At 63.0% G+C, this 24,303-nt stretch carries 21 protein-coding genes; 6 read left to right on the top strand and 15 right to left on the bottom strand.

Translation table 11 applies throughout. The features are described from left to right. Window positions 1-103: 103 nt before the first annotated feature. From B4E36_RS00340 to B4E36_RS00320, 5 genes are read left to right on the top strand one after another with little or no spacing between them, the layout of a single operon-like run. Window positions 104-559, top strand: a complete 456-nt coding sequence (locus B4E36_RS00340; RefSeq protein WP_292059549.1) for a YidH family protein — start codon at window positions 104-106, stop codon at window positions 557-559. 18 nt (window positions 560-577) lie between these two features. Continuing rightward, window positions 578-904 (top strand): DUF202 domain-containing protein, encoded by a 327-nt coding sequence (locus tag B4E36_RS00335; protein WP_292059547.1) that lies wholly within the window; start codon window positions 578-580, stop codon window positions 902-904. A 54-nt stretch (window positions 905-958) separates the two neighbouring features. Further along, window positions 959-3,898 carry a molybdopterin oxidoreductase family protein gene (locus tag B4E36_RS00330; protein ID WP_292059545.1) on the top strand — a complete coding sequence of 980 codons (2,940 nt, stop codon included), beginning with the start codon at window positions 959-961 and terminating at the stop codon, window positions 3,896-3,898. Beyond that, the gene (locus B4E36_RS00325) at window positions 3,895-4,629 is read left to right on the top strand and encodes a 4Fe-4S dicluster domain-containing protein (protein ID WP_230718628.1); all 735 of its coding nucleotides are present in this window, start codon (window positions 3,895-3,897) and stop codon (window positions 4,627-4,629) included. The genes B4E36_RS00330 and B4E36_RS00325 overlap by 4 nt, the downstream gene beginning before the upstream one ends. Window positions 4,630-4,635: 6 nt before the next feature. Further along, window positions 4,636-5,571 (top strand): dimethyl sulfoxide reductase anchor subunit family protein, encoded by a 936-nt coding sequence (locus tag B4E36_RS00320; protein WP_292059543.1) that lies wholly within the window; start codon window positions 4,636-4,638, stop codon window positions 5,569-5,571. Window positions 5,572-5,587: 16 nt separating this feature from the next. Here B4E36_RS00320 and B4E36_RS00315 read toward each other — a convergent pair whose 3' ends face one another. Continuing rightward, window positions 5,588-7,624 carry an NADH:flavin oxidoreductase gene (locus B4E36_RS00315; protein ID WP_292059541.1) on the bottom strand — a complete coding sequence of 679 codons (2,037 nt, stop codon included), beginning with the start codon at window positions 7,622-7,624 and terminating at the stop codon, window positions 5,588-5,590. A gap of 114 nt (window positions 7,625-7,738) precedes the next feature. Between B4E36_RS00315 and B4E36_RS00310 the strand changes: the two genes are divergently transcribed. Further along, window positions 7,739-8,362 carry a TetR/AcrR family transcriptional regulator gene (locus tag B4E36_RS00310; RefSeq protein WP_292059539.1) on the top strand — a complete coding sequence of 208 codons (624 nt, stop codon included), beginning with the start codon at window positions 7,739-7,741 and terminating at the stop codon, window positions 8,360-8,362. A 26-nt stretch (window positions 8,363-8,388) separates the two neighbouring features. Here B4E36_RS00310 and B4E36_RS00305 read toward each other — a convergent pair whose 3' ends face one another. The 14 genes from B4E36_RS00305 to B4E36_RS00240 all read right to left on the bottom strand — a co-directional run. Further along, on the bottom strand, window positions 8,389-9,153 hold the full coding sequence (locus B4E36_RS00305) for an ABC transporter ATP-binding protein (protein WP_292059537.1): 765 nt from the start codon (window positions 9,151-9,153) through the stop codon (window positions 8,389-8,391). Beyond that, window positions 9,150-10,187 (bottom strand): FecCD family ABC transporter permease, encoded by a 1,038-nt coding sequence (locus B4E36_RS00300; RefSeq protein WP_292059535.1) that lies wholly within the window; start codon window positions 10,185-10,187, stop codon window positions 9,150-9,152. The genes B4E36_RS00305 and B4E36_RS00300 overlap by 4 nt, the downstream gene beginning before the upstream one ends. Continuing rightward, window positions 10,184-11,200 (bottom strand): ABC transporter substrate-binding protein, encoded by a 1,017-nt coding sequence (locus B4E36_RS00295; protein ID WP_345899841.1) that lies wholly within the window; start codon window positions 11,198-11,200, stop codon window positions 10,184-10,186. The genes B4E36_RS00300 and B4E36_RS00295 overlap by 4 nt, the downstream gene beginning before the upstream one ends. 114 nt (window positions 11,201-11,314) lie before the next feature. Continuing rightward, a complete protein-coding gene (locus tag B4E36_RS00290; RefSeq protein WP_292059532.1) occupies window positions 11,315-12,325 on the bottom strand; it encodes an alpha/beta fold hydrolase in 1,011 nt (336 codons plus the stop codon). A gap of 119 nt (window positions 12,326-12,444) precedes the next feature. Then, complete coding sequence (locus B4E36_RS00285) at window positions 12,445-13,530, bottom strand: ABC transporter ATP-binding protein (RefSeq protein WP_292059530.1); 1,086 nt, start codon at window positions 13,528-13,530, stop codon at window positions 12,445-12,447. Window positions 13,531-13,538: 8 nt separating this feature from the next. Further along, window positions 13,539-15,773 (bottom strand): glycoside hydrolase family 2 protein, encoded by a 2,235-nt coding sequence (locus B4E36_RS00280; RefSeq protein ID WP_292059528.1) that lies wholly within the window; start codon window positions 15,771-15,773, stop codon window positions 13,539-13,541. Window positions 15,774-15,782: 9 nt separating this feature from the next. Further along, entirely contained in the window at window positions 15,783-16,607 is an 825-nt protein-coding gene (locus B4E36_RS00275) for a carbohydrate ABC transporter permease (protein ID WP_018062907.1), read from the bottom strand. Then, the gene (locus B4E36_RS00270; protein ID WP_292059526.1) at window positions 16,604-17,500 is read right to left on the bottom strand and encodes a carbohydrate ABC transporter permease; all 897 of its coding nucleotides are present in this window, start codon (window positions 17,498-17,500) and stop codon (window positions 16,604-16,606) included. Before B4E36_RS00270 ends, B4E36_RS00275 begins: the two co-directional genes overlap by 4 nt. An 87-nt stretch (window positions 17,501-17,587) precedes the next feature. Next, complete coding sequence (locus tag B4E36_RS00265; RefSeq protein ID WP_345899840.1) at window positions 17,588-18,859, bottom strand: sugar ABC transporter substrate-binding protein; 1,272 nt, start codon at window positions 18,857-18,859, stop codon at window positions 17,588-17,590. Between the two features lie 115 nt (window positions 18,860-18,974). Further along, on the bottom strand, window positions 18,975-20,039 hold the full coding sequence (locus B4E36_RS00260) for a LacI family DNA-binding transcriptional regulator (RefSeq protein WP_292059521.1): 1,065 nt from the start codon (window positions 20,037-20,039) through the stop codon (window positions 18,975-18,977). A 171-nt stretch (window positions 20,040-20,210) separates the two neighbouring features. Then, window positions 20,211-21,032, bottom strand: coding sequence for a carbohydrate ABC transporter permease (locus tag B4E36_RS00255; RefSeq protein WP_018062903.1), 822 nt, complete (start codon window positions 21,030-21,032; stop codon window positions 20,211-20,213). Beyond that, window positions 21,029-21,901, bottom strand: a complete 873-nt coding sequence (locus B4E36_RS00250; protein ID WP_292059518.1) for a carbohydrate ABC transporter permease — start codon at window positions 21,899-21,901, stop codon at window positions 21,029-21,031. Before B4E36_RS00250 ends, B4E36_RS00255 begins: the two co-directional genes overlap by 4 nt. Window positions 21,902-21,979: 78 nt before the next feature. Beyond that, on the bottom strand, window positions 21,980-23,302 hold the full coding sequence (locus tag B4E36_RS00245; RefSeq protein WP_292059516.1) for an extracellular solute-binding protein: 1,323 nt from the start codon (window positions 23,300-23,302) through the stop codon (window positions 21,980-21,982). A 36-nt stretch (window positions 23,303-23,338) separates the two neighbouring features. Beyond that, window positions 23,339-24,303: ROK family protein (locus B4E36_RS00240; RefSeq protein ID WP_345899839.1), on the bottom strand; the 965-nt coding region annotated here is incomplete at its 5' end.

Below are 24,303 nucleotides of genomic sequence, written 5' to 3'. Positions count from 1 at the left end.
TCTCCTGTCCGCAATCCATCTTGAATCCAGATTGAATGCATCCGATCACACTATTGGACCGGGTCGCCGGCGTTATCTACTTATGCGTTAACCGGAATTCCGGATGAGGAAGCCGACAATGCGCAACGCCAGTCACGAAGGTATCAAACCTCAGGCCGATCATAGGATCGAAAGCCCGGATGCGGGCAGCGCTTTGACCGGGCCGCAATTGCCGCCCCAGGGCCACGAACCCGACTACCGTTTCACGCTCGCCAATGAGCGAACCTTCCTTGCCTGGGTGCGCACGGCGCTGGCGCTTCTGGCCGGCGCGGTGGGGCTGATGCATTTCGCCAAACCCTTGACCGGCATCGACCCCGACAAGTTGTTCGGCATCGCGCTGGCAGGCGCCGGTCTGGCGGCGATCATTTACGCAACCTGGCGCTGGCACAGCGTGCAGCGGGCTATGTGCCATGACGCACCGTTGCCGGGCGGCAATGCCATCTGGTTTCTGTCCGGTCTCATCATCCTGACCGGCAGTCTCGCCGGGATCACCGCGCTTGTCAGCGGAGGTCTGCTGTGACCGGACAAGGACAGGCCCATGAGCGAACGCCTGATACCGGGCCGACCCGGTTTGCAGCCCGAGCGGACGGACCTCTCCTGGGTGCGCACCGCGCTGGTGGTTGCCATCAATGGTGGACTGCTGCTTCTGCGCGAGGGCGGTTCGCCGGGTCTGCTCTCCATTCTCGGTGGCAGTTTCGCCATGGCGCTTGCCATCATGATGGTCCTGACCGGGATGAGACGTACGCGCCTGCTGCGCCTGCGTCCACTGCCGCATCACCTCGCGCCGCGACAGGAAGTGCTGATCACCGGCATCTCTGTTGCTCTGCTGGGAGCGCTCACGCTCCTGATGATCGTCGTTCGTTGACCGCGGCGGCGTCCCCATCGTTTCCGACCGTCCTCACCTTTGAAGGAGCCTCAGATGGTGCGCAATGATCGCGGCGCGAACGCCGCTCCGTCGCAGCAAGCCCTGCGTGACAGTGCCGCCCCGGATGAGGGCGATGGCGTCGTCACCTCGCCAAAGATTGGCGACCATGTGGCGAAGACAACCTGCTATATGTGCGCCTGTCGCTGCGGGATCGACGTGCATATCCGTGACGGCAAGGTGCGCTACATCAATGGCAACAAGGACCATCCGGTCAATCGCGGCGTTCTGTGCGGCAAGGGCAGCGCCGGCATCATGCAGCACTACAGCCCGGCGCGGCTCAGGAAGCCGCTGTTGCGCACCGGGCCGCGCGGCAAGGGCGAATACCGCGAGATCGAGTGGGATGAAGCGCTCTCCATCGTCACCGAGCGCCTCGCCCGCATCCGTTCCACGGACCCGAAGAAGCTCGCCTTCTTCACCGGCCGCGACCAGTCGCAATCGCTCACCGGCTGGTGGGCGACGCAGTTCGGCACGCCGAACTTCGCCGCTCATGGCGGCTTCTGTTCGGTCAATATGGCCGCCGCCGGGCTTTATTCCATCGGCGGCGCGTTCTGGGAATTCGGCGAGCCCGACTGGGAGCGCTCGAAATATTTCATGCTGTTTGGCGTCGCCGAAGACCACGATTCCAACCCGATCAAGATCGGTCTCGGAAAGCTCAAGGCCAATGGCGCCAAGGTTGTCGGCGTCAATCCCTGTCGCACCGGCTATAACGCGATCGCCGACGAGTGGATCGGCATCCGGCCTGGCACGGATGGGCTGTTCGTGCTGGCGCTGGTGCATGAGCTGTTGCGGGCAGGCAAGGTCGATCTCGACTACCTGATCCGCTACACCAATCTGCACCAGTTGGTCATCCGCGACGAGGGGGCCGCCGATGACGGCCTGTTCCTGCGCGATGGCGACGGCAATATCCTGAGCTGGGAGCGCGACAAGGGCACCACGGCCATTTCCAGCGATCCGACAATTGCTCCGGCGCTGACCGGCACGTTTCAGGCGCTGGGCCGCACCGTCAGCCCGGCCTTCCAGCTTCTCGCCGAGCGCTATCTGTCGAAGGATTACGCGCCGGACGCGGTTGCCGACAAGTGCGGCGTGCCCGCCGCCACCATCCGCCGCATCGCGGCGGAACTCGCCAAGGTCGCCTTCGAGGAGGAGATCGAGATCCCCGTTGCCTGGACCGACTGGGCGGGCCGCGAGCACAAGACCATGAAGGGCCGTCCGATCTCGATGCACGCCATGCGCGGCATCTCGGCCCATTCCAACGGCTTCCACACCTGTCGCGCCATCCACCTGCTACAGGTTCTGCTCGGAACCGTGGATGTGCCCGGCGGCTTCCGCTACAAGCCGCCCTATCCGAAGCCGGTGCCGCCACCACTGAAGCCGGCGGGCAAGGATGGCGGCAAGCCGAACACGCCGCTTGGCGGCGCGCCGCTCGGCTTCGTCACCGATCCCGCCGACCTGCTGGTGGATGAGAAGGGCGGCCCGATCCGCATCGACAAGGCCTATTCCTGGCAGGCGCCGTTCTCCGCCCACGGGCTGATGCATATGGTCATCCGCAACGCTTATGAGGGCGATCCCTATCCGATCGACACGCTGTTTCTCTACATGGCGAACATGGCGTGGAACTCGTCGATGAACACATCCGAGACGATGCGGATGCTGACGGCCACGGACGAGAATGGCGAGTACAAGATCCCGTTCATCATCTATTCCGACGCCTATCATTCCGAGACGGTGTCCTATGCCGATCTGGTGCTGCCGGACACGACCTATCTTGAGCGCCACGACTGCATCAGCCTGCTCGACCGGCCGATCAGCCATGCGGACGGACCGGGCGATGCGATCCGCCACCCGGTTCTCGAACCCGACCGCGATGTGCGCGGCTTCCAGTCGGTATTGATCGATCTTGGTGCCCGGCTCGGGCTTCCCGGCTTCGTGAACGAGGACGGCAGCGCGAAATATCGCGATTATGCCGATTACATCGTCAATCACGAGCGCAGCCCCGGCATCGGTCCGCTTGCCGGCTGGCGCGGCGAAGATGGCGACCAGCACGGCCGGGGCGCGCCGAACAAGGACCAGCTCAAGCGCTATATCGAACATGGCGGCTTCTGGCATCATGAGTTCAAGCCGGAGGAACGGTTCTACAAGATGGCCAACAAGGCCTATCTGGAGACGGCGGTGCAGTTCGGTTTTCTCGGTAAGGCCGAGCCGATCATCTTCCAGATCTATTCCGAGCCGCTGCAGCGCTTCCGCCTTGCCGCGAAGGGCCATGGCCCGATCCAGCCGCCCGAGGCCGAACGCAACCGGGTCGCCACCTATTTCGACCCGCTGCCGTTCTGGTCCGAGCCGCTTGAGCAGAGCCTGATTGCGGCGGATGACTACCCGATCCACGCGCTGACGCAGCGGCCGATGTTCATGTACCATTCCTGGGGCTCGCAGAATGCGTGGCTGCGGCAGGTGATGAACCAGAACAAGCTGTTCGTACATCGCGATCTCGCCGCCAGCCTGAACCTCGTGGATGACGACTGGGTCTGGATCGAAAGCCCCCACGGGCGGGTGCGCGGCCAGATTTCGCTGGTGGAGGGCGTGAACCCGCAGACGGTGTGGACCTGGAATGCCATCGGCAAGCGGCGGCGGACCTGGGGTCTGCACGAAAATGCCGGCGAATCAAATCGCGGCTTCCTTCTGAACCACGCCATCACCGAACTGCTGCCGCCGGATGCCAAGGGCCGCCGGTTCTCCAATTCGGACCCGGTGACCGGGCAGGCGGCATGGTTCGACCTGCGCATCAGGCTTGTGAAATGCGCGCCCGGGGAGGAGGGGAACACCGCCCCGTTGGAACCGCCGGCGGAACTGCCGCCGGGCCTTTCCGACGGTCCCGACAAGCTGACCTACGGCGCGGAATTCAAGCCGGCACACAAACCAAGGGAGCGCGCGAAATGACCTGTCTTCCCGAAAAGACCGACCGGAAGCTTGGCCTTGCCATTGACCTCGATACCTGTGTCGGCTGCAATGCCTGCGTCACCTCGTGCAAGGAATGGAATGCGGGCGGCCACATGGCCCCGCTGACCGATCTCAACCCCTATGCCGACAAGGTGGACGGGGTGTTCTTCAACCGCGTCCACACCTATGAGCAGGATACGCCGAAGGGCGGGGCCACCATCCACTTCCCCCGCTCCTGCCTGCATTGCGAGACGCCGGCCTGCGTCACGGTCTGTCCCACCGGCGCGTCCTACAAGCGCGCCTCGGATGGCATCGTGCTGGTGGACGAGGACAAGTGCATCGGCTGCAAGCTCTGTTCCTGGGCCTGTCCCTATGGCGCGCGGGAATTCGACGTCGATGTCGGCGTGATGAAGAAATGCACGCTCTGCGTCGACCGGATCTACAACGAAAACCTTGCCGAGGAGGATCGCGTGCCCGCCTGCGTCGCCGCCTGTCCCACCGGCGCGCGCCATTTCGGCGATTTCGGCGATCCGGATTCGGCAATCTCGAAGCTGTCGGAGGAACGCGGCGGCGTCGCGTTGATGCCGGAGCTTGGCTACAACCCGACCAACCGCTATTTGCCGCCGCGCCCGCGACGCGACGCCGCCACCGCGACGGATGCCCTGCCGCTCGAGGATGCAGCCCCCGAGGGCGGCTTTCTCGGCTGGGTCGACCGCATGCTTTCGAGGTAGACGCCGATGCATCCCGCCTTTTCCGTCATCTTTTTCACAACCGCGTCCGGCGCGGGTTATGGCCTGCTGTTCCTGCTAGGCCTTGCCGCCGCCTTCGGCCTGCTGCCGCCGGATCCGTGGTTCGGTCTCGTCGGCTTCGGCCTGTCGCTCGGCCTGATCTCGGCCGGGCTATTGACCTCGACCGCCCATCTCGGCCGTCCGGAGCGCGCCTGGCGCGCCTTCAGCCAGTGGCGGTCGTCATGGCTCTCGCGCGAAGGCGTTTCCTCCGTCGCGACCTATGTCCCCGCTGTCGCGCTCGCCTTCGGCTGGGTGATCCTGCAGCAAAGCGGCGGCTGGATGGCGCTCGCCGGCGCGCTCGCCGCCATTGGCGCGGTCGCGACCGTCATCATGACGGCGATGATCTATGCCTCGCTCAAACCGATCGCCGAATGGCACGGCCCGTGGACGCTGCCCGCCTATCTGGTCTTCGCCGCGATGACCGGCCTGACGCTGCTCAACGCGCTGCTTGCCATTTTCGGCCCCGCCAGCCGGTTGGTCGCCGCGCTGGCGGCTGTCCTTGCGCTCTCGGGATGGGTGGTCAAGCGCGGTTACTGGGCCTATCGCGACAGCGGCAAGGGACAGCCCACCGCCAATGAGGCGCTCGGGCTGGGCGAGGGCGATATCCGCCAGGTGCAGTCCCCGCACAGCGAGCAGAATTACCTGCTGAAGGAAATGGGCTATCGCGTCGCGCGCAAGCATGCCGCAAGGCTGCGCCTGATCGCGCAACTGCTGGCCTTCGTCCTGCCGGCTGTCTGTCTCGTGCTGTCTCTGCTGCTTCCCGGACCGCTGGCGCTGGTGCTCGTCCTTACCGCCGTGCCCCTGCAACTTGCCGGCATGCTGGTCGAACGCTGGTTGTTCTTCGCCGAAGCGCGGCACACGGTGACGCTTTACTACGGCTATTGAGCACGAACGGAGCGTCTCAGATATCCTTAACCAGCCTGAGGGCGTCATAGATCGCGGCATGGATGTTGCGGGCTGAAACCGCGTCTCCGATCCGGAACAGTTGATAGTTACCCTCGGGATTGCTGCGCACCGCTTGCGGGTCGCCCGCCACCAGCGCCTCGTAATCGACCGCGCCGAGATTGGACGATCCGGGCTTCAGTTCGAAATAGACATCGTCGAGCGGTCGGGTGCCGTGGTTGACGATCACCTGATCGACGGAACGGGTGCGGGTCACGCCGCCGTAATCGCTGTCGATCGTCGCCAGAAGCCGGTTGCCGTCGCGTGTCACACGCTGCAGTTTCCATGTCACGGTGAAGGTGACGTCGCGCTTTTGCAGGGCGCGCATGAAAGGCGTCAGCGACATCGCCATCACCTCCGGGGCAAAGGCCCGGTCGCGGGTCATGATCTCAACCTTCGCGCCGGTTTCGGCGATTTTTTCAGCCGCCTGAAGGGCCGGATAGTCGCCGGCCTCGTCGTAAATCAGCACGTTCTGGCCGGGTTTGACGTCTCCGGTCAGGATATCCCAGGCGGAAACGACGAGATCGTCGCCCGCGCCCGTCACATCGGTGTGCGGCAGGCCGCCGGTGGCGATGATGACGACATTCGGCTTTTCCGCAAGCACCGCTTCGCCATCGACGAAGCTGTTGAAATGAAAGGTGACGCCGAGCCGCCGACATTCGGCAAACCGCCAGTCGATGATCGAGATCATCTCGCGGCGCCGCTCGCTCTGCGCCGCGAGCCGGACCTGACCACCGGGATCATTGGCGGCCTCGTGCACGGTCACCGCGTGTCCGCGCTCGGCGGCAACGCGCGCGGCCTCCATGCCCGCGGGGCCGGCGCCGACGATCACCACGCGCCGCTTCTTTTCCGCAGGCGCAATGGCGTGCGGCATGGTTTCCTCGCGGCCCGTGGCGGCGTTATGGACACAGAAGGCGAGCCCGCCCTGATAGATCCGGTCGAGACAGTAGTTTGCCCCTACGCAAGGGCGGATGCGCTCTTCCTCGCCGGCGATGATCTTCGCTACGATGTGCGGGTCGGTCATATGCGCGCGGGTCATGCCGACCATGTCGAGCTTGCCGCTGGCAATCGCGTGGCGGGCGGTCGCGACATCCTGGATCTTGGCGGCATGGAAGGTCGGGAAATCCGTCGCCGCGCGGATTTCGCCGGCGAAATCGAGATGCGGGGCGCTGGCCATGCCCTGCACGGGGATAACGTCTGTCAGCCCGGCATCGGTATCGATATGGCCGCGCACGACATTCAGGAAATCGACCAGCCCGCTCTCCTTCAGCCGGCGCGAAATCTCGAGACCGTCTTCGCGGTCGAACCCGCCCTCAAGCTGCTCGTCGCCGGTATAGCGCACGCCGACGATGAATTCCGGGCCGACGCGACTGCGTATTTCGTTCAGCACCTCGAAGGTGAACCGCAGCCGGTTGTCGAGCGAGCCGCCATAGGGCGCATCCAGCTCGTTGGTCAGCGGCGACCAGAACTGGTCCATCAGGTGGCCGTAGGCCTGGATTTCGATACCGTCGAGCCCGGCTGCCTGCATGCGCTCGGCGGCATCGGCATAGTCCCTGATCAGGCGGGCGATATCCCAGTCTTCCGCCTTTTTCGGAAAGGCGCGGTGGGCTGCCTCGCGCTCGTGGCCGGCTGAGACGACCGGCAGCCAGTCGGCCTTGTCCCAGCGGGTGCGGCGGCCGAGATGGGTGAGCTGGATCATCACGGCCGCGCCATGGTCGTGACACTCGTCGGTCAGTTGCCGCATCCAGCCGACCACCTCATCCTTCCAGGCGAGGATATTGTTGAACACCGGCGGGCTGTCGCGCGCCACCGATGCCGAACCGGCGGTCATGGTCAGCGCCACGCCGGCGCGGGCGCGCTCGACGTGATAGGCGCGATACCGCCCCTTCGGCATGCCGTCTTCAGGATAGGCCGGCTCGTGCGAGGAGATCATGATGCGGTTTTTCAGGGTGAGGTGCTTGAGCTGATAGGGCTGCAGCAGCGGATCATTGTTCATGACGGTCTCCTCTGGTTGGAGGAAGTTCGCCATAAATGTACATTACTGTCAAGTTAATCGACGTACACGTCTATTTTCTTGTTTCGTGTCTGCCTTGCGGCTAGTCTGCGGCGCATGGATGCTGAAACGGAAAACACTGCCGGCTGGCGCGGCTCGCGCGCATTGTGGCTCGATGCGGCCCGGCAGGTCTTTGTCGAAACAGGGGTGGATGCGGTCAAGATCCAGCCGCTAGCCGAACGTCTCTCTTTGTCGCGCACCAGCTTCTACTGGTTTTTCAAGGATCGTGCGGCGCTGCTGAACGCGCTTCTGGAGCATTGGGAAGAAACCAATACCGGCGCGCTGATCGACGCCTGCGATGCCTATGCCGAAACCCTGAGCGAGGCCATCCTCAACCTGATCAGCGTGTTCATCGCGGAAACGGATTTCGATCCGCGTCTCGATTTTTCGGTCCGCGGCTGGGCGGCGCAATCCGCCGATGTCATGGCCCGCGTCGCCAGCGCGGACGAGAGGCGGATTGCGGCCATCAAGGCGCTGTTCGTCCGCTTCGGCTTCGCGCCGGAGGAGGCCGATGTGCGGGCGCACGCGGTCTATCTGGTGCAGATCGGCTATATCTCGCTGCAGGTTGCCGAGGATACCGCCACGCGCGTGAACCGCGCCTCGGAATATGTCAGGATCTATACCGGCCGGACGCCGAGCGAGCGCGAACTCGCCCGCTTCCGCGCCCGTCATGAGTGCTGAGCCTGCACGGAGCCGGTCGCTGCCGCTCAGCAGGAACGGAAGTGAATCTGCGGCCGGCCGTGATAGGGAGAGGCGCTGACGGCGGCGGAAACGCGAAAGACGCTTCCGATCATCTCTTCGGTCAACACGGTTTCGGGCGCGCCCGAGGCGACGACGGCGCCATCCTTCAGCACGATGATCCGGTCACAGAACATCGCGGCGAGATGGAGATCGTGCAGGGCAACGATGCTCGTCAGGTCCAGTTGCCGCACGGTGTGCAGGATCTCGATCTGATGGTGGATGTCGAGATGGTTGGTCGGCTCGTCGAGGAACAGAACCCGCGGGCTCTGGGCAAGCGCGCGGGCGATGTGCACGCGTTGCCGCTCGCCGCCCGAAAGCGTCTGCCAGGACTGGTTCTGAAGCGGCTCCATGCCGACGCGACGGAGTGCACCGGATACTGCTTCCTGATCGGCCGAACTCCAGCCGGAAAGTGCCGAGCGATGGGGCGTGCGTCCCAGGCGGACGACGTCGCGGACCGTGACATTGGTATCGGTCGCCGCATTTTGCTGAACGAAGGCCACCTCTCGCGCCAGCAGGCGTCGGGGCACATGGGCTATGTTGCGGCCATGGATCTCGACATGGCCGCGATCCGGCCGTTTCAGGCCGGCAAGGAGCCTCAGCAGCGAGGACTTCCCCGAGCCGTTCGGCCCGATCAGTCCGAGGGTTTCGCCCTCCCGCACGTCAAGGCTGACATTCTTGACGATGACCTTTCGCCGGACGCCCCAGCTTAACTGGTCTGCAACGACGCTCATGTCCGGGGCCTCGCGCGATAGAGGATGATGGCGAAGAACGGTACGCCGACCAGCGCGGTGACAACCCCGATCGGAATGGTCTGCTGCGGCACCAGCACGCGGGAGGCGATGTCGGCGATGACCATGAAGACGGCGCCGAGGATCGCCGAAGCGGGCAGGAGGCGCATATGCACCGGCCCCACGATATAACGCGCGGCATGCGGCACCACGAGCCCGACAAAGCCGATCGCGCCGACCTGGCTGACGATCGTCGCCGTCATCAGCGCCGTGACGCCAAACAGGATCAGCCGCGTGCGGGCCACGGGAATGCCGAGGGCTGCGGCATCCTCGTCACCGAAGGTGAACGCGTCGAGCGTGCGGGCCATCCAGATGCAGATCGCGAGGCAGATGCACAGCACGACGGCCAGCAACTGAAATTCGGGCCAGCGAACGCCGCCGAAACTGCCGAGCAGCCAGAACATCACGTTGCGCGCCTGCTGGGCATTGGCGGAGGTGGTGACGATATAGGCGGTGAGCGCATTGAAGAGCTGCGAGGCCGCGACGCCGGCGAGGATCGTATGGCTCGGGCCGCTGGTCGCGCCATTCGAGAGCAGGGCCACCAGCGCGAAGGCGGCAAAGGCGCCAGCGAAGGCGCCGAGCGACAGCGACACGGCGCCCGCGCCGATGCCCAGCACGATGACGCAGACGGCGCCGGTCGAGGCTCCCGCCGACACGCCCAGCACGAACGGCTCCGCCAGCGCATTGCGCAACAGCGCCTGCAGGATGGCCCCGCAGATCGCCAGACCCGCGCCGCAGAGCGCTGCAACGAGGCTCCGGCTCAGCCGGAGGTTCCAGACCACGCTCTGTTCGATCCTGGGAATATCGGCGGTCGTCAGGCCGAAATGATTGGTGACCGCCAGAAAGACCGATCTCACAGGTATGTTGTAGTCGCCGATCGCGGTCGCCAGGGCGATCACGCCGATCAGGACAATGGCCGAGCCGGCCAGCAGCAGGGCCAGCCTGAGGCCGGCCCGCGTGTCATCCGCGGTGTTCATTTCGAAAGGTCGATCGCCTCGAGCTGTCCGGCGATTTCCTCGGCGCCGTAGAGCGTGCGGATGCTGGGGTTCATGGCCGCCCCGCTCATGACCACGATGCGCCCCTTGCTGACGGCGTCCATCTGGCTCACGGTCGGATCGGTTTGCAGAAATTCGATCTTGTGTTCGGCGGTGTCGAGGTCCCACCGGTTGCGGTCAACCTGCGCGGCGACGATGACGGTGGGGTCGGCCGCCATGATGCCTTCCCAGCTGGAAGTCGGCCACTCCGCCTTGGTGTCGAGCGCGTTGCGACCGCCCAGGAGGTCGGCGATGAAGCCGGAAGGGCCGTTGCCGCCGCCCAGATAGGCGTCGTCGGCGGGCGACGGGCTCGAGAACCAGAACAGAAATGTCAGGTCCTCGTTTTTGGAAAATCGATCGCGCAGCGCCTGTTCGCGCGCCTTGAAGTCGGCGATGAGGGCCTGACCGCGGTCCTCGACATCGAAGATGCGGGCAAGATCGTCGATCTCCTTGTAGAGGAGATCCATGTTCCAGAGCTGGTCGCGGCTTCCATAGGCGTCGCCCGTATCCAGCGTGGTCGAGCAGGCGCTCGGAGAGAGATAGGCGGGAATGCCCAGGCTTTCGAAGTCATCGCGCTTGGCCAGTTTGCTGTCCGGTCCCATCAGGATCGGGAGCATCGCCGCGACGAAATCGGGCTGCTCTGCCAGGACGGACTCCAGCGTGGGGAATTCGACGCTCAACAGCTTGACCTTTGCGTTGGCCTCCGCCAGTTCGGGCAGAACCTCATTGGGCCAGAAGGCGGTGGCCGCCATTCTGTCTTCCAGGCCCAGCAACAGCATGATTTCGGCGCTGTTCTGACCAAGCGCAACGGCATGTTCCGGCGCTTTTTCGAAGACCACGGTTGCACCACAGTTTTCGATCGTGAGCGGGTAGGAGGTGGAAGCGGCCAGCGTCGGCGCAGCCGTCAGTCCAATGATCATGCTGCCAATGATGCCCAGTGTCTTCTGCATATCCATATCGGGTCCCGTTCGCCTGTGTCGTCGGACCGCTCTTTAGAAGTGCCACATCACCAAATCAAGACAGAATTACTCATATTTTATATTTCGCCGCTCTTCGGCCCTTCATCGGGATCAACGATCCGTACGGTCGGAAGCGTCTTTCTCCGAGGGCCTCGTCTCGGCCAGCAGCCGGCCCGGCACGCCGGCGGGGATCTCGCCGGTTTGCAGCCATGAAAGCGCGATCGGCCACAGACTGCCCTTGAAGCGGTCGTGGAAGAAGGCGAAATGGCCGATTGTCTCGACGCCGATGTCGTCGGGATGGAGACGCCAGTGCCGGCGGTGACTGGCGGTGAAATAGGCCAGAAGCCGGTCGATCGCTGCGGGTGTTCCGTGGGGATCGTCGTCGAGGCCGATCGCCAGGATCGGCGCTGTCACGCCTGCGAAGCGCTGGCGCAGTTTCTCGGCCTGGCGCTGGTCGTCGATGATGCGATCCTGCCGCACGGTCTGCTCGAAACGGGCTCTCATCCGGCTCCAGTCGCGCACCACGCCGGCGGGCGTGTCTTCCATCCAGCCAAGACGCTTGGCGGGGAAATAGCCAAAGAGCCCCGTCAGCATCGGCATGACGATATGCCATTTCGCATACATCCGCAGGCGGTGACCGGCCGCATAATCGCGCCAGTGGGCGAATTGCGACCCGACGGTGAGGATGCGTCCGATCCGGTGGTTCGATGGCGCAAGGCCGATCGCAAATCCGCCGATCGAGTGGGCGACAACCTGGATCGGCTGGCCGGGAAATTCCGCCCGGGCATGGCAGAGCGCGCCTTCGAGATCGAGTTCGCCCCAGTCTACCCAGTCGGCGTCGAAGCCGCGCAACGATTTCGGGCGGGATTCGCCGATGCCGCGATAATCATAGGTGATGACGTTGAAACCGTGACCATAAAGGTAATCGGCAAATCGCGCGTAATATCGGCAGCGAACCGATGTCGCTGCCGATATCACCACCACGGGTCTTTCGGCCACGCCATGGCTCCATATGAAGCCGCCGAGCCACATGCCGTCGGGCGCCTGAAGACGCAGCGGCGCGCCCGATCGCGCCTCTCCGGCATGACGCTCCGTCGTTTGGATATCGGCTTGTTCGTCCATGCCTCCGCCCCGGTCAGCATCCCTGCATGCCGGATTTTATATGGTGCGGCTGCTGAGTCGAATGAGTATCTGTTATGAGTGCGTGAGGAACGCTCATCTATCGAGTGCTCCCGATGGCATCAACGCGCCATGCGCTGACCGGCTTCATCGAAGAGATGAACATCCGCGACATCGAAGGTGACGCGGATGGTCGTGCCGGTTTTAAGCGCGTGCTGACCGGCGAGCACGGCCATGACACGCTCGCCGTTGCCGGCCTCTCCGTAGATCACGGTTTCTGTTCCCAATGCCTCGACCAGGGTGATGGCGATTTCGATTCCCGTTTGGTCCTCCGCCGCCAGCCTGATGTGCTGCGGGCGCACGCCGAGCGTTACCCTGCCGCCGGAGGCAGGTCTTGCGCCGGTGATCGCGATATCCAGGGTCTCCTGGTCGAGGAGGCTGATCTTCAGTCCGGCTTCATCGGCATCGACAACGCTTGCCGGCAGGAAATTCATCGCCGGCGAACCGATGAAGCCGGCGACGAACAGGTTGGCCGGGGTGTTGAACAGCTCCAGCGGCGTTCCGATCTGCTCGACCTTGCCGGCGCGCAGCACCACGATCCGGTCCGCAAGCGTCATCGCCTCCACCTGATCATGGGTCACATAGACCATGGTGGTCTTCAGCCGGTCGTGAAGGGCGGAGAGTTCGGCGCGCATGTGGACGCGCAACTCAGCGTCGAGATTGGAGAGCGGCTCGTCGAACAGGAACACGTCCGGGTGGCGCACGATGGCGCGGCCGATCGCGACGCGCTGTCGCTGGCCGCCCGAAAGTGCCTTCGGCTTGCGGTCGAGATAGGATTCCAGCTCCAGCATCTTTGCCGCATCCATTACCCGGGTCTCGATCTCCTGTTTCTTCATGCCGGCGAAACGCAGTGCGAAGCCCATATTCTCGCGCACCGTCATATGCGGGTAGAGCGCATAGGTCTGGAACACCATGGCGATGCCGCGCTTTGCCGGGTCCTCGTCGGTCATGTCCGTTCCGCCGATCGACAGCGAGCCGGATGTGATGTCCTCAAGCCCCGCGATCATCCGTAAGAGGGTCGACTTGCCGCAGCCGGAGGGACCGACGAAGACGACGAACTCGCCGGACCTTATGTCGAGATCGACGCCCTTGATGACCTCGATCGCGCCGAAGGACTTGCGGATTTGGTTGAGGGAAACATCTGCCATGGCAAACCTCAGCTGATCGTGAAGGCGATGGTGTCATCGGCAAAGGCGGCGCAGCGGACCGAAAGCGTCAGCGTCCCGGTCTCATCCCCCGCCTCGATGTAAAGCCCCGCCGTGCCGCCCCGGAAGCTCGTGACCTGTGGCCCGACGATTCGGCCGGGCCCATCGAGCGAAAGCGCGACCGGCTCATCGAAGAACGGCATGATGTTGCCGCACTGGTCGAGCGCGCGCAGGATGACGCGCACGCAGTCCTTGTCCGCAGCCCTCAATTCGGTCGCGTCCGGTGCGATCTCGAGCGTCGTCGGCACGGGGTTGCCGGCAAGCTTCATGGTCCTGACGGGCTTTCCGTCGATATAGCCCGTCAGCGTGCCGTCGAACCATTGGCGGCCCCAGTCCCCGAATTCTTCGGCGGAGACATTGTGGCTGTCGAGAATGACCGGCGGATGAGGGAGGTGCGGGTATGTCGAACGTGCAGGTTCCACCCGCTTGGGCGCGCTGTCGCCGACGGTGAGTTCGATATAGTCGCAATTGGTCAGGATGATCAGTGGCAGCACGCCGCCGATATTGCGCTCGCCGCGCGCCCAGAAGGTGACGGGCTGAAGCACCACCCCGTTCTCGGGTTCGCCCTGCGAGGCATAGGCATAGGCCGCGAATTTCGGCTCGCGATACATGTCCATCACGCCGTGATAGCAGATCCGGTCGCCGGAGCCGAAATCGCTGTGGGTGTTGTAGTCGAACATGCACCATCCCGTGCTGCCCGCGATCGTCGGGTCGCCGGCAACCGCATTCAGCATTTGCAGGTGGCGGGTGACGTGCTCGGCCTGGCGGCTCTCCTGATCGAAGCGCTTGGTGGGATACATGTGGCCGTTATACTCGGTGATCATGTAGGGCACCGTCTTCGAAAGCCCGGTCACCTGCCTCTGGTCGCGGGTGCAGATCCGCGCGTGGTTGCGGCCCGGCTGCTCCTCGTCGCCGAGGACGAAGTCGTTCATCGTATAGACGTCTTCCAGCATCTCGCTGTTTTCGATGCAGCGCACGCCGCCGGTCTGGCGGGTGGCGTCGAGTGCGCGGGCGACCCGGTTGGTCTCGGCGTAGAAATCGTGGTCGTCGGCGGATTCGTTGATGCGCACGCCCCAGATGATGATCGACGGATGGTTCCAGTCGCGGGTGATCATCCGGCGCACATTCTCGACCGATTCCCGTTTCCACGCTTCGCCGCCGATATGCTGCCAGCCCGGGATTTCCTCGAAAACCAGCAGGCCGATCTCGTCGCAACGGTCGAGGAAATATTTCGACTGCGGATAATGCGAGGTCCGGGCGATATTGCAGGCGAGTTCGAATTTAAGGATGTCGGCATCCTTTTCCTGCCCGCGCCTGCCCATGGCATAGCCGAGATGCGGCCAGCTCTGGTGGCGGTTGAGGCCACGCAGTTTCAAAAGCCGGCCATTGAGGCGGAAGCCATCGCTGGCGAAGGAGGCGGTGCGGAAGCCGAAACGGTTGGAAAAATCGTCCGTGCCGGCCTCGGTTTCGAGCGTCACGGTGAGAGTATAGAGCGCCGGGTCATCGATATCCCAAAGCCGGAGGCCTTTCAGATCGGAAAGCGCAAGCCGCGTCTGCCGGCCCGAAACGGAAGCTTCGGTGGCGGCGATCGTTTTGCCCTCGGCGTCGCTCAGCGTCGCGCTGAGCCTGCCGGTGGTCTCGTCGGTCAGGAACACGTCGGCGGTCACGGTCTTGGCGTCGGCGAGCGCGTCGGGCGTTTCGATCTTGACGTTGTCGATCGCGACCGAGGTCGTGATCTTCAGCCAGACATCGCGATAGATGCCGGCAAAGGTCAGATAGTCGATGACATTGCCGAAAGGCGGGATGTCCGGGTTTTCCGAACCGTCGATCTTCACCGTCAGCAGATTGTCGCCGTCCTTCAGATGCGGGCCGATCTCGACCTCGAAGGGGGTATAGCCATCCTTGTGGGCGGCGATTTCCTTGCCGTTGAGGAAAACGACGCTGTCGGCCATCGCCGCGTCGAAGACCAGCGAGACCCGCTTGCCGGCGAAACCGGGCTCGCTGGCGAAAACCTTCTGGTAGGTGAAGGCGCGCTGATAGAGCTTCTCGTTGAGATAGTTGAAGGGCAGTTCGACGGCGGTATGCGGCAGGCGCACGCTTTCGCCATCGCGCAGGGTATTGATCGCCGCATTGTCGAACCCTTCGGAGAACACCCAGCCGGCATTGAAATTCTGAACTTTACGCATGTGTATGACCTATTTGACGGAACCGAGCATGCCCTGGACGAACTGGCGCTGCATGGCGAAGAAGATGAGAAGCGTGGGAAGGGTCGCGAGGATCGTGCCGATCATCACCGTGCCGTAATCGGGATAATAGGCGGAGGCGAGCGAGGAGACGACCAGCGTGATCGTCTTGGTCTCGTTGGATTGCAGCACGATCAGCGGCCACAGATAGTTGTTCCAGTAGAGCATGAACACGATGACGAAGGCCGCCGCATAGGTGGAGCGCATCACCGGGAAATAGATGTGCAGGAAGATCTGCCACTCCTTCAGCCCGTCGACCTTGGCGGCATCACGCAGTTCGGAGGGGAAGGCCTTGGTGGCCTGGCGGAAATAGAAGATCACGAAGGCCCAGGCGATGAAGGGCAGGATGATGGCGATATGGGTGTCGATCAGCCCGGCCTTGGCCGTCATCATGAACAGCGGGATCATGATCGCCGCGAACGGCACCATCAGCGTTAAAAGCACGATGGCATAGACCCGGTCGCGCAGCTTCGAGCGGAATATCTCGAAGCCGTAACCGGCCAACGAGGTCACCGTGAGCGTGAGGAAGGTGCCGAGACCGGCGATCTTGATCGAGTTCCACATGATTAACGGCACGTCGACCTGCGTGACGAAGGCATTGATATTGGTCATCAGCGCGTTGCCGAAGGTGACCTTGCCGACAACGATATCGGCGGTGGTGTTGGTCGCGCCGATCACCATCCAGATGAAGGGGAACACCGAGATGAAGGCGGCGAGCCCGAGCAGGATATAGGTCAGTGAACCGGCGGCGAGGCGGATGAGACGGCGGCTCGTCATGTGCGTTCCCTCGCGGCGTAGAACTGCAGGAAGGAAAGCACCGCGACGATCAGCACGATGACGTAGGAGACCGTGGCCGCGTAACCGAAATTGGGCATGAAGCGGAAGGTCAGGTTATAGATGTAGAGCGACAGCGTCAGCGTCGCGTTCGCCGGCCCGCCCTTGCCCTCGGTCAGGTTGTAGACCTCGTCGAAAAGCTGCAGCGTGCCGATGGTGGAGGTGATCGTGGTGAACAGGATCACCGGCTTCAGCATCGGAATGGTGATGTGCAGGAAGCGCCGCCATGAAGGCACGCCGTCGATGCGGGCGGCCTCGTAGATCGATCTGTCGATATTCTGGAGCGCTGCCAGATAGAAGATCATGTTGTAGCCGGTCCAGCGCCAGGTGATAGCGAGAATGACCAACACCTTGGCCCAGAACGGGTCGGTGAACCATTCGATCGGACTGTCGGCGAGCCCCACCGCCATCAGCGTGCTGTTGATGATGCCGTCGGTGGCGAACATGCTCTTGAACAGGATCGAATAGGCGACCAGCGATGATACGCAGGGCAGGAAGATCGCCGTGCGGAACAGGCCGGAGAATCTGAGCCGCGGATTGTTGAGCGCATTGGCCAGGATCAGCGCCAGCACGATCATGATCGGCACCTGAATGATCAGGAAGGTCAGCGTGTTGGTCAGCGCCTGCCAGAAGATGGCGTCATACCAGAGACGCTCGATATTCCCGAAACCGACGAAATTCATCATCATGCCGCGGCCGGAATAGAACGACAGCACCAGCGAGCGGATGATCGGATAGAACATGAAGGCGGCGACGAGAATGAGGGCCGGCGCCACGAACAGCCAGCCGTTGACGTCGTAAAACCGCTTCAGATTGCCGGGTCTTGCATTAGCCATGGTCGGTCCCAGTTGCCGGCGGGCCGGCTTTCCAACAATCGTGATGGCGAAAGCCGGGGCAGGCGGGGCCGCCCCGGCAAAGCGCCTTTACTGGATCTGGAACTTGGCCTGATCGTTGATCGCCTTCAGCACCTCGTCGACCGGCTTGCCGTCGATCAGCGATTGCAGGTTGGAGGTGACCGCGACATCGAGTTCGTTGGTGAAGATGCCGTAGTCGACCGCCGGAATCTGGTTCAGCCAGTCGGAGAACTTCTGCCAGACCTTCTCGCCGCCGAAGAACGGATCGGCCTCCTGGTAGGCTTCGCCCTCGCGCGCGGCCAGAAGCGAGCCGACCGCGCCGCGCTCGACCAGGATTTTCTGGTAGAATTCGGTGTCCTTGGCGTAGATTTCGTTGAGGAAATCGATCGCCTCGTCCTTCACGTCGGAACTGTCGAGCACGTACCAGCTCGAGCCGCCGAGGTTGGAGGCGTTGCCCGCGCCTTCGACGCCGTCCAGCTTCGGAATCGGTGCGACGCCCCATTTGCCGGACTGGTCTTCCTGCGCCTTGATGGTGCCGGTGATCCATACGCCGGTGATGACCGAGGCGACATTGCCGGAGGTAAAGGCGTTGACATAGTCCGACCAGCCGGTCGCCGGATAGATCAGGCCTTCCTCTGCGATCTTCGCCTGGGTTTCGAGCGCTGCCTTCAGCGCGGCGTTGTCGAGGACATTGAGATCGCCGTTTTCGTCGAAATACCAGCTTCCGGCCGACTGCATCATGATCCGGGTCATGCCGCCGTCATTGAGGTCGAGCGTGGTCATCTTGTGGCCGGTCTTGGCCTCGACTTGCCTGCCGATCTCGATGAACCGGTCCCAGGTGATGTTGTTCATGTCCTCCGGCTTGAAGCCGGCTTCGTCCAGATAGTCGCGGCGATAATACATGCCGGTGACGCCGGTGTCGAAGGGCATGCCGTAGACCTTGCCGTCCACCGTCATGAGCTGCACCTTGTAGGGCGCGAAGGCGGAGTAATCGACAACGCCATCCATGGCCGCAAAGGCACCCGGGAAGGACTGGAGATATTTCTGCGCGCCGTAATCCTCGATCAGCACGATATCCGGCAGCGCATTGGTCGCGCCAGAGGCCAGCGCCGTCTGCAGCTTCTGCTCGACATCGGTCTTGGCGAAGTCGACGACATTGAAGGTCGTGTCAGGGTGAGACTTGGTGTAGATCTCGCCCGCTTCCTTCATGATCGCGACATTGAAATTGGGGTCCCAGCACCAGATGGTGATCTCACCCGCGAAGGCGGCGGTCGCACCGAAGACACATGCTCCCGACAGCGCCACACCCGTGATGCGGCTCAGCACTTTCTGCTTATCCATTGGTTTCCTCCCGTTTGGACAATTGCCCGGCGGCTCTCCCTGCCGCCCCAAAGGAAGCTAACTACAATTCGGAAAACTTGACAATAAAATTTTTAGTAAAAATCAGTAAATAAATTTACCCGACCGGCGGATGACGACAGCTGTCGCGCCAGATCATCTCGCCGGGGATGGTAACGCGCTTGGTGTATTCCCGACCGTTGATGCGCTCGACCAGCAGGTCGACCGTGCATTCGCCGATGGCCTCGCCCGGTATCTTCATGGTGGAAAGCGCGGGGTTGAGAAACTGGGCGACCGGTATGTCGTTGAAGGAGGCGATGGCGATGTCGTCCGGCACCGAAAGCCCTGCTTCGGCCAGTGCCCGCCCGGTTCCAATCGCGATATTGTCATTCGCGGTGAGGATCACATCCGGGCGTTCGGCGCGATCGAGCAGTTCGCGGGCATGCTCGTAACCGACCTCGAGCCGCAGATTCTGCCCGTCATTGCAGTCATTGTTGAGGGCGATCAGGGTGGGGTCGAAGGTGCCGCGCGCCTTCTGCCAGTCCACATAGGCCCGGCAGCGCGCCTCGCTGTAGGGCACATCGCCAAAGCTGATCCTGTCCTCCGCGCCGATAAAGGCGATGCGCCGATAGCCGGCAGCGGCGAGGCCGTCGAGAATTTTCGTGGTCGCCAGCGCGAGGTCGCTGTAAACACAGTCATAGTGCTCGTCCGAAGGTTGGAAATCGGCGAACACCAGATGGTCGCAACACTCTTCGAGAAAGGCGATCTCCGCCGGTCTGTGCTTGCCGATGGCGATGATTCCGGCAACCCCCTGCAGCAGGCTGCCCTCGTTGAAAAGGTCAGCGTGAAACACCTTCACGATCTCGCTCTGGTAATGCTGCGACCGCCGTTCTATGCCCAGCCTCACCCCGATATAATAGGGGTCGATCAGTTCCTCGTCGCGCTCTAGGAAGTGAACCGTGGCGATGCGGGGCATGGCGGCGGTCGGTTGCGGCTGGCGGAACGGCGCGGGCTTGCGGCGATTGCGGTTGCGCGGCGTTGCGTAATCCAGCGCCTCGGCGGTCTCGATGATCGCCTTGCGCTTGGCCTCGCTCACCGAAAGGGTGGGGTCATAGTTCAGCACACGGGAAACAGTGCCTGCCGAAACGCCGACCGCCTTCGCAATTTCACGGATTGTGACCATCATCTCCCCCGAAGCAGCCGGGACCACAATGGTCTGGCAGGTCTAGTAAATTTTTACCGAAACGTGGATGAAGCGCAACCCTTTCCTGAGCGTTTCGGTGCTGGCCTTGTGGAAAGGCCCCAATCTGTTGTCGCCGCGCGGCCGAACAAAACCGGCTTGCGCGGCCAAGGCCTAACCTTTTACCGCACCGGTAGTCATCGAGCCGAAGATCTGCTTGTACATCAAAAGCCCGATCACGGCGGGCGGCAGCGCGCCGATGACCATGACGGCGGAGGCGGTGCCCCAGTTGACTCCGCCGCCGCTGGCGGCGAAGAAGAACGAGGCGCCGACGGTCATCGGCACGGCCTTGCTGGTGGTCAGCATCAGGCCGAACAGGAACTCGTTCCAGGCGGTGATGAAGCCGAAGATGAAGGTCGTCAGCAGCGCGGGGCGGACCACCGGCCATATGACCTTTCGAAGGATCTGCGGCGTCGACGCGCCGTCGACCTTGGCGGCCTCGTCGAGTTCGATCGGCACTTCGGAAATGGCGTTGACGAGGATGACGAGAGCCAGCGGTATGTTGACGATCGTGAGGATAAGCCCGAGGCCGATCCGGGTGTCGAGCAGGCCGAGCCACTGATACATCATGTAGAGCGGGATCGCGAAGATGATCAGCGGCACGGCGCGCAGATTGACGACGACGGGAAACAGGACCTTTCGGCCGACCTCCGACCGGGCAATGGCATAGGCTGCGGGGAAGGTCAGGATCATCGCCAGCACCGTGCCGATCAGCGCCGCCACGGTGCTGTTGAACAGGTAAAGCCAGATGTTGAACCGGGTCGTGTCGGTCAGCACCGAGATATAGTTGGAAAGCGTCGGGCTGTTGATCCAGAGCCCGGCATTGGAACTGATTTCGCGCGCGCTCTTGAACGAGGTGATCAGCGTCACGATCACCGGGAAGTTCATGGCGATCGCGGCAATGGCGAATACGATCCAGCGCAGCGTTTTCATCATGCCCGGCCCTTTCTGCGTCCGCCAAGCGCCGTCAGGGCATAGAGCACGACAAGCGAGGCGATGAACAGGATAACGGAGGCGGCGACGGCCTTGCCGATCGCGCCCTGCTTGAAGAAGGCCTGATAGATGTAGATCGACAGCGATGTCGTGGAACCGCCGGCACCAGCGCCGGTGAGCGCATAGATGTTGTCGAACACCCGGAACCCGTCGATGAAGCGGATGAAGAAGGCGATCGCCAGCGTCGGCATGATCAGCGGAAGCTCGATCCTGGTCAGCATCATCCATCCGCGCGCGCCGTCGAGCGAGGCGGCTTCCCGCACGTCTGTCGGTATCGCGGAATAGGCGGTGTGGAACAGCAGAAACGCGAATGGCGTCCATTGCAGCGTTTCAATGACGACAAGCGTCTTGAAGGCGTTGTCGGCATCCAGAAAGGCCGGACTGTTGCCGAACCACATCCACAGATAATAGGGAACGGGACCGGCAAACTCATGCAGAACCAGCCGGTACATCAGGCCGACCATGGCGGGCGCGACCATCAGCGGCAGCATTAGCGGCGCCATCAGATAGGGCCGCTTGCCCAGAAGCGGATTGAGGAAGATCGCCAAGAACAGGCCGATCAGGCATTCCGCCAGCGCCGTGATGATGCCGAAGCGCAGCGAGAACCACGAGGCCTGCCAGAAATAGCGGTCGTTCAGCACCTCCAGATAGTTTCCTAGCCCGCTGAGTTCCGGGGCGCGGAGATTCTCGAAGGAGACCGACGAGATGGAGTAGACCAGGTTGACGATCGCCGGAAAGCCCAGAAACAGCAGCAGGAATATGACGAGCGGGGACAGAAACAGCCGTCCTTCGCCCGGTTTCACAAGTTGCATGAGGTTAACCGCCGATCTTCATCGTTTATCCGGGAGCCGTCATGGCGGCGGTGATCGCCGCCGCCATGGGGTTTCCTGTTACTGGTTCAGCAGCTTTTCCATTTCCGCCTTGGTGTTGGCGAGCGCCTCGTCGAGGCTCTGCTGGCCGGACCAGTAACCGGTGAATTCGCGCGCCTGCACTTCGTAGATCGACAGCGCGTTGGCCGATGTGCCGCCATCCATCACATAGCCATACTGGCTGGCGAAATTGCCGAGGTCCACCAGATCCGGCCGTTCTTCGGCGATTTTGGCGACCACATCGGGCATCAGCGCCGGCGAGCCGCCGTTTTCGGCGTAGAGCAGGGCGGCGTCTTCCGTGGCAAGCCATTGCAGGAACTTCAGCGCGCCTTCCTTGTTCGCCGCGTTCTTGTTGAGACCGAGGCCGAGACCGTGAATATGGTCGGCGCGACCTTCCGGGCCCGCCGGCGGGGCGACCACGCCGGTGACATCGGCGACGGCCGGGGTCTTTTCGGGATCGGTCAGTTCGGCTGCCGCCGCATTCCACTGCAGCGCGGTTGCCACCTGGCCGGCGGCAAACGCGGCATTGGTTTCGGCATATTCGTAGGACAGAGAATCCTTCGGCGTGGCGCCGGCATCATAGAGCGTCTTGTAGAGTTCGAGACCCTTGCGGTAGCCCTCGGAATCGATGGTGATGTTGCCGTCGCCATCGCGCCAGTCGGCGCCATAGGAACGCGGCAGCGACTGGAACACCATCATGTTGAACAGGAGGTTCTTCATCTGCAGAACGGTGCCGTAGCGCACCGGGCTTGCCCGGTTGATGGACTTGGTGAAGTAGAGCGACGTTGCCGCCCAGTCATCCCAGGTCCATTCGTCGGCGGGCTTCGGTTCCATCGCCTTGCCGAGATATTCCTCGGCGATCTTCGAATATTCGGCCTTGGCGTCGTCATCGCCCAGCAACTCGTCCATCAGGTCGGTGCGGTAATACATGAAGTGCAGCGAAAGGTCGGTCGGCACGCCGTACTGCTTGCCCTCATACTGCATGGTTTCCAGAACCGCCTTGCCGAATACGCTTTCCGCCGCATCGCCAAGGTCGATCGGCTCCATATAGGGGGCGTAGCGGCCGATCGAATAGGTGGCGATCAGGTTGATGTCAAAAGCATCGGAGCCGGCGGCGAGATCGGCCTGAAGCTTGTCGTAAAAGCCGTCGCGGCTGAAGAAGATCAGCTCGACCTTGTCCTCGTCTGAGGCGGTTTCGTTGTAGACCTCGGTCGCGGCGCGCAGGGCAGCCTCTTCCGAGCCGCCCGGCCAGCCGAGCACGGTGACCGTGGCATTGGCGATATTGGGCAGGGCGGTGCCGGCCAGAAGCGCGGCGATCGCCGCCAGTGTGGTTTTCTTCATCATGTCGAGTTCCCTTCTCTTATTGGGTTTCTTCAGTCTTCAGATGATGCACTTGTCTTGATTGTTGCCGCGCGCGAGATCGGCGACGCCGATCAGCCCGGCCTCGGCCCCGCAGCGCGCCGCAACAAGTTCCGGCCTCAACCGGGGCGGCAATGCTGCAAGATGCTGCGAAACACGGGTGAGAAAGCCATCGGCGAGCCCGATGCCGCCGCCGATGACGATGGCGTCGGGATCGAACATCAGCTTGATATCGGCGCAGAGCGTGGCGACCTTGGCGGCCGAGCCGTCGACGATATCGGCGGCCCAGGCCTCGCCATTGGCGGCGGCCTTGAACACCGCCGGCGTGTCTTCTTCGTGGCCCAACCGGGCAGTTTCGGCAGCGACGAACTTGCCGGAGACCCGGTCCTCAAGCGGTGCTGTGCCGCCGGAAGCACTGCGGGTCAGCCCGAAATGCCCGGCAAGTCCGGTCATCAGAGTGCCCTTGCTGACAACGCCGCCGCCGATCCCCGTCGAGATCGTCAGAAACACGATGGAGCCCATCGTCTTGCCGGTCGCCAGATATTCGCCCCAGGCCGCCGCCTGGGCATCGTTGAGCGCGAAGACGGGCGCCCCGAACAGGGCTTCGGCCTTATCCTTCAGGGGGTAGCGGTCCGGAATGTTGAGCGTGGCCCGGTTCAGCGCTTGCCAAACGCCATCCTCCACGAGCCCGGTGGCCGCAATGCCGACCGCGCCATAGCGGCCATGCCAGCCGCAGGTGGCAGCGTGGATGGCTGAAAGCCAGCCGTCGGGCGTGCCGCCGGCCGCCGTGGGCACCCTGGTCCGTTCAAGCACTTTGCGACCGGAGATCAGCGCCGCCATCGACTTTGTGCCGCCGATATCGATGGCCAGAACCGGCCGGTCGTCGGCAGTGCCGTAGGCGTCGGCGAGCGCGTCGCGGAACCAGGCCGTGGTGTGCTCCGTACGGGTGATGGCGGAGCCGACGGTCACCGCAAAGGCCCCGGCGC

The sequence above is a fragment of the Martelella sp. UBA3392 genome (assembly GCF_002358775.1).
Lineage (GTDB): Bacteria > Pseudomonadota > Alphaproteobacteria > Rhizobiales > Rhizobiaceae > Martelella > Martelella mediterranea.
This window is presented reverse-complemented; position numbering and strand designations above follow the sequence as displayed.

What these genes read in the sequence shown, in the direction of transcription:
- B4E36_RS00340 (WP_292059549.1), top strand. Translation starts at nt 104, where the DNA reads ATGAGGAAGCCGACAATGCGCAACGCCAGTCACGAAGGTATCAAACCT.
- B4E36_RS00335 (WP_292059547.1), top strand. Translation starts at nt 578, where the DNA reads ATGAGCGAACGCCTGATACCGGGCCGACCCGGTTTGCAGCCCGAGCGG.
- B4E36_RS00330 (WP_292059545.1), top strand. Translation starts at nt 959, where the DNA reads ATGGTGCGCAATGATCGCGGCGCGAACGCCGCTCCGTCGCAGCAAGCC.
- B4E36_RS00325 (WP_230718628.1), top strand. Translation starts at nt 3,895, where the DNA reads ATGACCTGTCTTCCCGAAAAGACCGACCGGAAGCTTGGCCTTGCCATT.
- B4E36_RS00320 (WP_292059543.1), top strand. Translation starts at nt 4,636, where the DNA reads ATGCATCCCGCCTTTTCCGTCATCTTTTTCACAACCGCGTCCGGCGCG.
- B4E36_RS00315 (WP_292059541.1), bottom strand. Translation starts at nt 7,624, where the DNA reads ATGAACAATGATCCGCTGCTGCAGCCCTATCAGCTCAAGCACCTCACC.
- B4E36_RS00310 (WP_292059539.1), top strand. Translation starts at nt 7,739, where the DNA reads ATGGATGCTGAAACGGAAAACACTGCCGGCTGGCGCGGCTCGCGCGCA.
- B4E36_RS00305 (WP_292059537.1), bottom strand. Translation starts at nt 9,153, where the DNA reads ATGAGCGTCGTTGCAGACCAGTTAAGCTGGGGCGTCCGGCGAAAGGTC.
- B4E36_RS00300 (WP_292059535.1), bottom strand. Translation starts at nt 10,187, where the DNA reads ATGAACACCGCGGATGACACGCGGGCCGGCCTCAGGCTGGCCCTGCTG.
- B4E36_RS00295 (WP_345899841.1), bottom strand. Translation starts at nt 11,200, where the DNA reads ATGGATATGCAGAAGACACTGGGCATCATTGGCAGCATGATCATTGGA.
- B4E36_RS00290 (WP_292059532.1), bottom strand. Translation starts at nt 12,325, where the DNA reads ATGGACGAACAAGCCGATATCCAAACGACGGAGCGTCATGCCGGAGAG.
- B4E36_RS00285 (WP_292059530.1), bottom strand. Translation starts at nt 13,530, where the DNA reads ATGGCAGATGTTTCCCTCAACCAAATCCGCAAGTCCTTCGGCGCGATC.
- B4E36_RS00280 (WP_292059528.1), bottom strand. Translation starts at nt 15,773, where the DNA reads ATGCGTAAAGTTCAGAATTTCAATGCCGGCTGGGTGTTCTCCGAAGGG.
- B4E36_RS00275 (WP_018062907.1), bottom strand. Translation starts at nt 16,607, where the DNA reads ATGACGAGCCGCCGTCTCATCCGCCTCGCCGCCGGTTCACTGACCTAT.
- B4E36_RS00270 (WP_292059526.1), bottom strand. Translation starts at nt 17,500, where the DNA reads ATGGCTAATGCAAGACCCGGCAATCTGAAGCGGTTTTACGACGTCAAC.
- B4E36_RS00265 (WP_345899840.1), bottom strand. Translation starts at nt 18,859, where the DNA reads ATGGATAAGCAGAAAGTGCTGAGCCGCATCACGGGTGTGGCGCTGTCG.
- B4E36_RS00260 (WP_292059521.1), bottom strand. Translation starts at nt 20,039, where the DNA reads ATGGTCACAATCCGTGAAATTGCGAAGGCGGTCGGCGTTTCGGCAGGC.
- B4E36_RS00255 (WP_018062903.1), bottom strand. Translation starts at nt 21,032, where the DNA reads ATGATGAAAACGCTGCGCTGGATCGTATTCGCCATTGCCGCGATCGCC.
- B4E36_RS00250 (WP_292059518.1), bottom strand. Translation starts at nt 21,901, where the DNA reads ATGCAACTTGTGAAACCGGGCGAAGGACGGCTGTTTCTGTCCCCGCTC.
- B4E36_RS00245 (WP_292059516.1), bottom strand. Translation starts at nt 23,302, where the DNA reads ATGATGAAGAAAACCACACTGGCGGCGATCGCCGCGCTTCTGGCCGGC.